This window comes from Streptomyces sp. NPDC058646, assembly GCF_042716875.1.
Taxonomy (GTDB): Bacteria; Actinomycetota; Actinomycetes; order Streptomycetales; family Streptomycetaceae; genus Streptomyces.
In genome coordinates this window covers 1-7,532 of record NZ_JBHXRK010000066.1, presented here as the reverse complement: position 1 = coordinate 7,532, position 7,532 = coordinate 1, and the positions used below count along the sequence as shown (strand labels likewise).

Genomic DNA, 7,532 nt, shown 5'->3' with positions numbered 1-7,532 from the left:
CCCCGCAATCCCCTATTTCCGGGGGTCGGGGGGCCTGGTATTGTTTTAAACGAGCCGGGGGGGGCGGGGCCCCCCGCGGGGGGGCGGTGGGGCGGCCCGGCGGCTTGGGGTGTTACATCTCGTCGAGGTGGCTGATGACCTCTTCGAAGGTGATCTGGATGAGCTTGCCGCCGGCCTCGGTGGACCAGTCGACGCCGAGCTCCGCCACCAGCTGGTTGGTCGACGTCGTCACCACGCCGTAGTTCTCCCAGCGGCGACGTGCGGCGTCCTCACCGATGGCGTTCGGGGAACCGCCGGCGTCCTGGACGACCTGCACGTTGAAACCCTCCTCGACCATGCTGATCGAGGGGTAGACGATGCACACGTCATTCGTCAGGCCGGCCATGATGATGTTCTTGCGACCGTCGGCGGCCTTCAGAACCGCATTGCGGTAGTTCTCGTCGTGCCAGGCGTTGGCCATGCCCGAACGCTTGATCCGCGCTTCGTACGCCTCGGGAAGGATCTCCTGCATGTCGGGGATCAGCGGGCCCTGGGCGTGGTCTTCCTGGCTGGTGGTCAGGACCACCGGCATGTCGAGAGCCTTGGCGATCCGGGCCAGGGCGCGGGCGTTCTGCACGATGGTGGTGCGGGAGATGTTGCGGCAGAAGTCGAGGGTGCCCTGCTGGTGGTCGATCAGCAGCATGACCGAGTCCTGCGGCGTGAACGGCGTGAACTTCTCAGGCATGACAGTCGCCTTTCATCGGACTGACGGGCTTGTGGAAGGACCCGCTGGCAGTGTTTTGCAGGGGGTAGGGCCGGGCCGGCGTAAGGCTGACGCCCTTGGAAGCGCGGTGCGTATCGCGTCGATGACGTCTGTGGTCCGGCAGTCGGCAGCCTTGGCCACGCCACGTGGCGCTGCGTTTCTTCGGCGCGGCCTCAGGCCGGAGCGGGGCCTGTCATCTGCTGGAGGGCGCCGAAGAAATCCTCGACGTGCCAGGTGGTGCTGATGCGGTCGGCGGCGATGTGGTGGATCTCCATGGTCATCATCTCGATGTGCCGGCCGGTCGGGGGCACACCGAGGAACTCCCCGGTCTGACGGCCGGAAAGTCGGGCGCGGACGGCGGCGGTGTCGCCGGAGACGACCACCTCCTCGACCGTGTACCGGAGGTCCTCGAAGACACTGTGCAGCATGCGCAGGGTCTGCTTCTGACCTTCCGGGCCGCCGGGGTTGCCGGGGACGGGCGGCTGAGGAGTCCAGTCGGGGGCGAGTGTCTCGTCGAGGAGGTCGGGATTGTCGGTGTCGAACGCCTCGTAGAAGCGGCGGGCAAGTTCTTCGGTGCGGGTCATAACGTGCTCCCTGTGCGGTATCGGTATCGGTTGCGTGAGAGGCGGGGGCAGCTCGGCAGGCACTTTCGGCGGTATGTCGCATGCCGGCGACGGGGCCAGGTCAGGCCGTGGTGATCACGAGCTTTCCGCGGACGTGGCCGCTGGTGGAGGCCGTGTATGCCTGGTCCATGGCGGTCAGCGGGAACGTGGTCGTCTCTGCCACCCGCAGGGCGCCGGTTGAGACGAGTCGGGCCAGTTCGGCCATGTCGTCGTCGGTGGCCTGGTAGTTGAAGTTGACGGCGCGGACACCGGCCTCGGCGAGCGCGTCGGGGTCGGCGGCGAAGATGGTGCTGGCCAGGCGGCCGCCCTCGCGCAGGAGCGGGGCGATCTTCTGGGCCACCACCTCGCGGCCATCGACCAGGTCCAGGACCGCGTCGATGCCCTCCGGGTGTGCGGCGCGGACCGTGTCGGCGACGTCGGTGGTGCGGTAGTCGACCACCTCGGTCGCGCCGAGCCGGCGGGCGTAGTCATGGTCCTCGGCCGCGGCGACCGCGATGACGCGGGCGCCGCGGGCTGCGGCCAGCTGCGTCACGTAGGAGCCGACCCCGCCGCTTGCGCCGACCAGCAGCAGTGTCTCGTCTTCCTGCAGGTCAAGCCAGCGGGTCAGGGCAAGGGCGGTCCCGCCGGTCATCGGCAGCGCCGCCGCCGCCACCGGGTCCAGGCCCTCGGGGCGCACAGCCAGGGCGGTGACGTCGGGGGATGTGGTCATGTACTGGGCGTAGGAGCCGTGCGGGTGGGCGGCCGCCGTGCCGGGACGGCGCATCCCGAAGACTTCCTGGCCCACCTCGAACGCCGCTCCGTCACCGGCGGCGCTGACGCGGCCGGCGACGTCGAAGCCGAGGGTCAGCGGGAAGGGGAACTCCGCGCCCGGGCGGGCGAAGGCTCCGCCCGCCAGTTTCCAGTCGATCGGGTTGACCGCTGCGGCGCGGACCTCGATTTGCACCTCACCCGGGCCCGGCTCGGGAACCGGCAGGTCCCGCAAGGTGGGGGTCTGGCCGAAGGAGTCGATCGCGAAGGCATGCATGGTGATCCTTTCCGCCGTTCACGACGGCTGCGGATGCGACAGGCGACGGCCTGGAACACGCACCCAACACAATCCATAGACGGCTATGCTTCTCTTTTATGAGCATAGGCGTCTATGGAATAGTGTCAAGTGCATCCCGATCATCACGCGAGGACACGAGGTGGCCATGGCGGCACGCACACCGGACCAGGCGGCTCCCACGCCCGGCCCACCCGACCGCTCACAGGCGGAGTCGATGGTCTGCTACACCGTGAACCACGCAGCGCGCCTCCTCGGCCAGGCCATCACCACACGCCTCGCCACCCTCGGCGCCTCCCCGGGCCAGCTGCCCACCCTCCTCGCGCTCTACGAGCGGGACGGGCTCACCCAGAGCGAGCTCGCCCGACACACCGGCGTCGAGCAGCCCACCATGGCCGTCAACCTCAAACGCATGGAACGCGACGGCCTGATCACCCGCCGCCCCGACCCCACCGACGCCCGCCGCGCCCTGGTCCACCTCACCGACCAGGCCAAAGCAGTACGCCCCCAGATCCAGGCCCTGCGCACGGGCATCGACACCGAAGCCCTCACCGGCTTCACCCCCGACGAGCACGCCCAACTCGCGGGCCTCCTCGACCGCCTGGTCGCCAACCTCCACACCCTCACCGGCCAACCCGGCCAACAACCCGCCCCCTGAACCCGCCCGCCCCCGGGCACCACAGCCCGACGTCCAACGGCTTGCGGGCAGCCCTGGAGCAGGGCGAGGAGGATGCCGTTAGCCCAAGCCGAGCTCGTTGCGGTGGCCGAGCCGGCCGCTGGTGGCGATGACCACGACGACAGCGGCCACCGCGACCAGGACGTGGAGCAGGCGGCGCAGGAGCCGGGGCGGGCGAAGCGGCGGCAGCGTGGCGCGAGGCGGGGGCGGCACTGAGGCAGGGCTGCTGGCTTCGACACGCAGGCCGTACAGCGGGCTTCTTCCCCGTGGCTGCCGAGCCGGTGCCGGCCCGCTTCCAGGCTTCGGCGGCGGTGAGAATTTTTGTACGCATTCACTGGTGTCCGGATTGCCGGGGTTTTATTGCGTACGGTAATGCATGGAACCGATTGCCGGGGTTTTTCGGCGATATCACCGGCCCTTTCGACCAGGCGTACTTGATGACGAGGAGTGCCGGCGGAAGGGCCTACTGTATGGAATGGGATGGCGCGTCAGCGTTATGCGTCGGCTCTTCGGGCCACGGCTCGCGATGCGATGTTCACCCCCGGGGGCTTGCAGCCCGTGGAGTGAGAGAGATGGTCAGGAAGCCGGGCGAACAGGAAACATAGGCGGCGGCTGGCGAGCTGTCTGATGAAGTCGTTCAGCGAGCGATGTTGGCAGCCGGCGACGTCTTCTTCGCTACTGGTCCGGGGTGCAGGGTGGCCAACATGGCTCATGGACGAGTCGGAACGGCTCCCCACCCGACTGAGAGGAGATGCCAACGGGCTTCTCCCTCGGCCGAGCCGGCGCCGTGGCTACCGGACGAGACGACCGCACGGCGTCTACATGAAGGGACAGGACGTGCTTGAAGCGTTGGTGACGCCGCAGTTCGAGGGCGTCCACCTGCCAGAGTCGGCCGGTCCCGGATGACGTCAGTGCGGTGCAACTCGTGCCTACCGCGGCAGAGATGAGCACGATCCACAGGAGGATGCTTCCCACAGCTGGTCCTTTCGAAGGTTGAGGTGCAAGGGGATGCGCAAGGCTGAGCCCTGGCGACCCTCGGCATAACGCGGCGGCATATGCAGAGTTGTGCTCTCTCATCCGATTGCAGCCATGCGCAGCAATCTGCGGGCGTCGGGCATCTCGATCTATTTCCCGATGATCGGTCGGTGGCTGTGCCGGCCAACGGAGGCCCGGCAGGCAGGAAGCGAAGCTCGAGCCGACCATGAGGGCTCACTGGCGCTGAAGGCAGAAAGGCGACGGGCTGTGGCGAGAGCCGGCCATACGCCTGGCCGATCTCCCCGTGCAGGAGAGCCACCCCGCAGGTACGCGGCAGGCGCCAGGGTCGTCGCATCGGAGCATGCATGCGGCCGGCGGGACGGGGTGAAGAGTCCGTCCCGCCGCTTGCGTCGCAGCTCAGAGCTCCAAGTCGCGACGCGGAAAAGGGGCGCGGCTTTGGTCCACCGGGTTGGTTTGGAAGATCGATAGAACGGCGTCAACGCATACTCGTCGACCACCATCACCCGGATGGCACACATCCAGACCAAGATCGAGAGCGTTTATGGAATATGACAACAGCAAAGCCTTCCGTATCCCTCCGCAGGACTGCGGACGAAGACGGACAGGGAGACAGTTTTCGCTCCAGGGCCACCCGAATCGGGAAGTGGATGTTCACTCCGCCCTCCATGGGTTCGGGCGGGGCCCGGAACGCTACGCTGGGACACGAAGATCTGGAAATCGATCTTCGGTACTCCTCTACGATTTTTGAGGACTTCCTCCACACGATGAGCGTGATCCAGGTTGAGTTCGGCCGGCGGTTGGGGAACACGGCAGCGTCCGCAGCGGCTGCCGACGAGTGCTCGGGTAGCAGCTCCCGTGTATGAGGCGTACGGACAACCTGACATCCACGGTCTGCACCCTCAGCCGGACGCTTCCGCGTTCTGGGACCGGCCCGAGCCCGTACAGCATCCCTCCATTGGGCAACCGCGCGGTGGGCCCGGCGAGGCGCAACCTTCGTGGGACCCGGTGGAGGAGCTCGCCATCCTTCTCCAGGAGAGCGCCGCACCCGGGCAGCCTGAGCGCTTCACCCGAGTCAGCTTCGATGGCCTCGGCGATACGGCAAGCACCGCCGGGTGGGCCGCAGGGTTGAACCACACCGCTGCCGAACATGCGCCCACACCGCCCTCCGGCGGGCACCGCCGGAGCAAGCCGAGGTCGCCGGTAGTGACCCTGCTGCAAACCGGCAGTATGTTCACCGCCGTGCTGGTCGGTGCCATCGCAGTCGTGGTGAGCATTCTCAGCGGGCTGGCCATCTGCGACGCCCTGCGGCACAGCGCCGCGCCTCACACGGCTCGCGCAGTAGTCGGCTGGTGGCCCATGCTGATCTACGGACCATGGATGGTCGCGTCCCTGTCGATCCTCAGATCCGCGCTGTACCAGCGCCGCGCACTCCATTCCTGGTCCATCGTTTTGTTGTTCTCCACCCTGGCCACGCTCTTGTGTGTAGCCCAGGCGCCCAGAACGATTGCCGCCGGGGCGGCGTCCGCTCTTCCTGCCGTCGCGGCGCTGGCCTGCTTCCAGCAGCTGGTCCGCCAGATCACACTCACGCGACCGCCTCGCCAAGCCGCTCAGCGACATCGAAACCCGAGGCCATCTGCGTCCGCACCACTGAGACAGACGGCCGCACCCAGACGGAGCCCGATCAGCACCCCTCCCGGCTACTCTGCGCCCGAGGGCAGGGGTGTCCACCCTCCGTCCCACCGTCACGGAGTCGGGTAAGACGCCTAACAGTCGCCCGCGTGGGGCAGTGCTACGCGTACCAGTCGATGTCACGGTCCCTCGCCCGGGCAGTGGGTTCCGGTCACTGGGGGAGGTGGCGCGGCGCGGTCGCTTTGCAACGACGAGCGAGGTCACGCCGGTGGGGCGGTGGCGTTCTCCGACCACTTGCTCGGCTGGAGCCGGTGAGCTCCCGCAGGAGGGCTGAGCGCAGGTGTGTACCGACAGTGCGGTCTGGCCGGTTGACAGTCGTGCCATCAGCGGAAGCGGTCCCGCGTCCGAACACCGGAGTGAGCATGCTGGCCGAAGGTCCCGGCGGAGACGGCAGTGCCGGGTGACGACGGGAGTGGGTCGGACCTTCCGTGAGCGGCGACCGCGAAGGGCAGAGGCCGTAGCCGGCGGTAACTCCCTGGCCACCTTGGTCCTTCCCACACGTCAAAGGGGGGGTGCTCCCTGCGTCTTTGAAACGAAGATCGAAACCGATGGTCACGGGCCATGCCCAGACTCAGCCTGACGGTCTACCCACCCTTGTTCCTTTAGCGAAGCGAGCCTGGGGCGCGCCCACCCGCCATTCGGTGCGCGCCCCATCCCCGCGCACCTTGCATACGGTCGCTGCGGCACGCCCGGGCAACGTGCTGTAGGCCATGAGGTGATCAGGGTGCCGGCGGCCACGGGCCTGGTGTGCCAGGGCTGGCGCAGCCGGCAAATGTCATAACTCGCTGAACCGAATACACAAGGCGCTCCGGCGCCTCACCCCCACGTCTCATGAAAGGTCAGCAACATGGTGTACGAGATGACCCACGCCGAACGTTTCCGGTACAAGCGGGAACAGGACGCCGCCTACCAAGCCGGTGACGGGGCTGTCACCAACCTGCAGGCGGCGCTCGCCCTCGCCGATCTGACCCTTCCCTCCCTGAGCAACGACGGGCCGGTGGCCGGCCACGGCTTCGTCCGGCTCGGAGGGTGCAACGCGGACCTCGCCAACCGGCTCGCCGAAGTCATCGCCGCAGGTGCCGATGCTCTTCAGCGCAATCGGTGACGCCTGGCGGGTGGGTGACTCAAAGGCTTCGTAGCGGTGCTTGGCCAGCGCGGGGAACTTCACACGCCGAGGCTGTCCACGGCGGCCCGGTCACGGCTGCTCCAGGCGCATCCAGTTCACAGGATCGAGCAGGGCCTGCCCAGCCTCCACCCGACTACGATCACCGGTCGGACCTGGCATGTCGGCTCGCGCCCACCGGACGGACCCACCCGGCTCAGGCGGCGAGCAACGCGCCGCTACGGCGCGTTGCTCGCCCCCGGGCGCCTGCCGGCTGCAGTCACGCCGCATTCCGCTGGTTCAAGCCCCCCTCACGCCCTCCCCGTCGGTGGAGACCAGGCGGACAGTGTCGCTTCTGGATCCAGGCAGAGCGGAGAGTGAGACGCGTGTCGCCCTTCGGTGTCGTGAAGTGGTTCGACCCTGACCGGGGCACCGGTCTTATCAGCCAGGAGGGTGCCGGGCCTGACGTTCAGACGGAGACCTCGGCCATTCAGGGAGAGGACGGCTGTCTACGCCACGGTGAGGAGGTCTTCTTCAACACGACGCTGGACAGTTGGGGACTACGAGCCGACAACATCCACCGTTCGGTACGCCGAGAGGCCCGGCGCTTGAACCCATCGGACGTGGTGACGCTGCATCAGGGGCTCTTATGCCCCTGATGC

The 7,532-nt window shown here is 67.8% G+C and carries 7 protein-coding genes; 3 read left to right on the top strand and 4 right to left on the bottom strand.

Features of this window, described 5'->3' with window-relative positions; all coding sequences use genetic code 11:
* Positions 1 to 112 precede the first annotated feature (112 nt).
* The 3 genes from ACFWUZ_RS36020 to ACFWUZ_RS36010 all read right to left on the bottom strand — a co-directional run bounded on the left by ACFWUZ_RS36020 (position 113) and on the right by ACFWUZ_RS36010 (position 2,389).
* Positions 113 to 724: an isochorismatase family protein gene (locus ACFWUZ_RS36020; RefSeq protein WP_384382306.1), complete on the bottom strand. Its 612-nt coding sequence runs from the start codon at positions 722 to 724 to the stop codon at positions 113 to 115.
* A 191-nt stretch (positions 725 to 915) separates the two neighbouring features.
* Positions 916 to 1,326 (bottom strand): ester cyclase, encoded by a 411-nt coding sequence (locus ACFWUZ_RS36015; RefSeq protein WP_384382304.1) that lies wholly within the window; start codon positions 1,324 to 1,326, stop codon positions 916 to 918.
* A gap of 100 nt (positions 1,327 to 1,426) precedes the next feature.
* The gene (locus tag ACFWUZ_RS36010) at positions 1,427 to 2,389 is read right to left on the bottom strand and encodes an NADP-dependent oxidoreductase (protein ID WP_384382302.1); all 963 of its coding nucleotides are present in this window, start codon (positions 2,387 to 2,389) and stop codon (positions 1,427 to 1,429) included.
* Between the two features lie 166 nt (positions 2,390 to 2,555).
* On the opposite strand from ACFWUZ_RS36010, the gene ACFWUZ_RS36005 reads away from it, so the two are divergent.
* Complete coding sequence (locus tag ACFWUZ_RS36005; RefSeq protein WP_384382300.1) at positions 2,556 to 3,065, top strand: MarR family winged helix-turn-helix transcriptional regulator; 510 nt, start codon at positions 2,556 to 2,558, stop codon at positions 3,063 to 3,065.
* Between the two features lie 78 nt (positions 3,066 to 3,143).
* Here ACFWUZ_RS36005 and ACFWUZ_RS36000 read toward each other — a convergent pair whose 3' ends face one another.
* The gene (locus ACFWUZ_RS36000) at positions 3,144 to 3,296 is read right to left on the bottom strand and encodes a hypothetical protein (RefSeq protein ID WP_384382298.1); all 153 of its coding nucleotides are present in this window, start codon (positions 3,294 to 3,296) and stop codon (positions 3,144 to 3,146) included.
* A gap of 3,319 nt (positions 3,297 to 6,615) precedes the next feature.
* On the opposite strand from ACFWUZ_RS36000, the gene ACFWUZ_RS35995 reads away from it, so the two are divergent.
* Both ACFWUZ_RS35995 and ACFWUZ_RS35990 read left to right on the top strand, forming a co-directional pair.
* Positions 6,616 to 6,873, top strand: coding sequence for a hypothetical protein (locus ACFWUZ_RS35995; protein WP_384382296.1), 258 nt, complete (start codon positions 6,616 to 6,618; stop codon positions 6,871 to 6,873).
* Complete coding sequence (locus ACFWUZ_RS35990) at positions 6,798 to 7,529, top strand: cold shock domain-containing protein (RefSeq protein ID WP_384382294.1); 732 nt, start codon at positions 6,798 to 6,800, stop codon at positions 7,527 to 7,529. Before ACFWUZ_RS35995 ends, ACFWUZ_RS35990 begins: the two co-directional genes overlap by 76 nt.
* Positions 7,530 to 7,532 lie beyond the last annotated feature (3 nt).

Bases quoted from the DNA above. Each gene is read 5' to 3' on its own strand.
- ACFWUZ_RS36020 (WP_384382306.1), bottom strand. From the start codon at position 724: ATGCCTGAGAAGTTCACGCCGTTCACGCCGCAGGACTCGGTCATGCTG.
- ACFWUZ_RS36015 (WP_384382304.1), bottom strand. From the start codon at position 1,326: ATGACCCGCACCGAAGAACTTGCCCGCCGCTTCTACGAGGCGTTCGAC.
- ACFWUZ_RS36010 (WP_384382302.1), bottom strand. From the start codon at position 2,389: ATGCATGCCTTCGCGATCGACTCCTTCGGCCAGACCCCCACCTTGCGG.
- ACFWUZ_RS36005 (WP_384382300.1), top strand. From the start codon at position 2,556: ATGGCGGCACGCACACCGGACCAGGCGGCTCCCACGCCCGGCCCACCC.
- ACFWUZ_RS35995 (WP_384382296.1), top strand. From the start codon at position 6,616: ATGGTGTACGAGATGACCCACGCCGAACGTTTCCGGTACAAGCGGGAA.